This window comes from Herbiconiux daphne, assembly GCF_024979295.1.
Lineage (GTDB): Bacteria > Actinomycetota > Actinomycetes > Actinomycetales > Microbacteriaceae > Herbiconiux > Herbiconiux daphnes.
Map to the genome: position 1 here is coordinate 1 of NZ_JANLCJ010000814.1, position 521 is coordinate 521.

At 45.3% G+C, this 521-nt stretch carries 1 protein-coding gene; it reads right to left on the reverse strand.

What is annotated here, in order from left to right; genetic code table 11:
- Positions 1-120: 120 nt before the first annotated feature.
- Positions 121-441 carry a phage holin family protein gene (locus N1032_RS27845; protein ID WP_259543980.1) on the reverse strand — a complete coding sequence of 107 codons (321 nt, stop codon included), beginning with the start codon at positions 439-441 and terminating at the stop codon, positions 121-123.
- Positions 442-521: the final 80 nt, after the last annotated feature.

Below are 521 nucleotides of genomic sequence, written 5' to 3' on the forward strand. Positions count from 1 at the left end.
GTCCAACCACCATAACTCTCGATCTTACCATTACGGAATCTGACGTTTAAAGCATCAGTAAAGGCATTAAGAGGCAAATCAATAGGAAGCAAACCACTAATGACACCATACTGTCCGAGATTACGGATTTTGAGCAGAGCCATTGTTGCCTCCTAATCCAAGTTTAGATCTAATCAAATCACTGATACCTTGAGCACCAATGTAGCCAATCATAGCAGCAGCCATAACTGCTCCTTCTGGAGCCATACCGTGAGCACGGAGGAAACCATCTACACCCCAACCAATCGCACCACAGAAGAGGACATCAACAAAACTATCTCTTGCTGAGTCCTTCCTCTTGTAGTGGGCTAAGGCATTAACTGTAGCAGCTAAGAGGCCATAACCCAGTTGGTTGCGATAGAGATGGAAGAACTCCCACAAATGTGTAAGATTTCTATCCATCACTCACCTCACTTAGCGGCGGCTTTCAGAGCGGCAATTTCTGCTTTCAACTCTTTCACGCTGTCAATCAAATCGGCGAT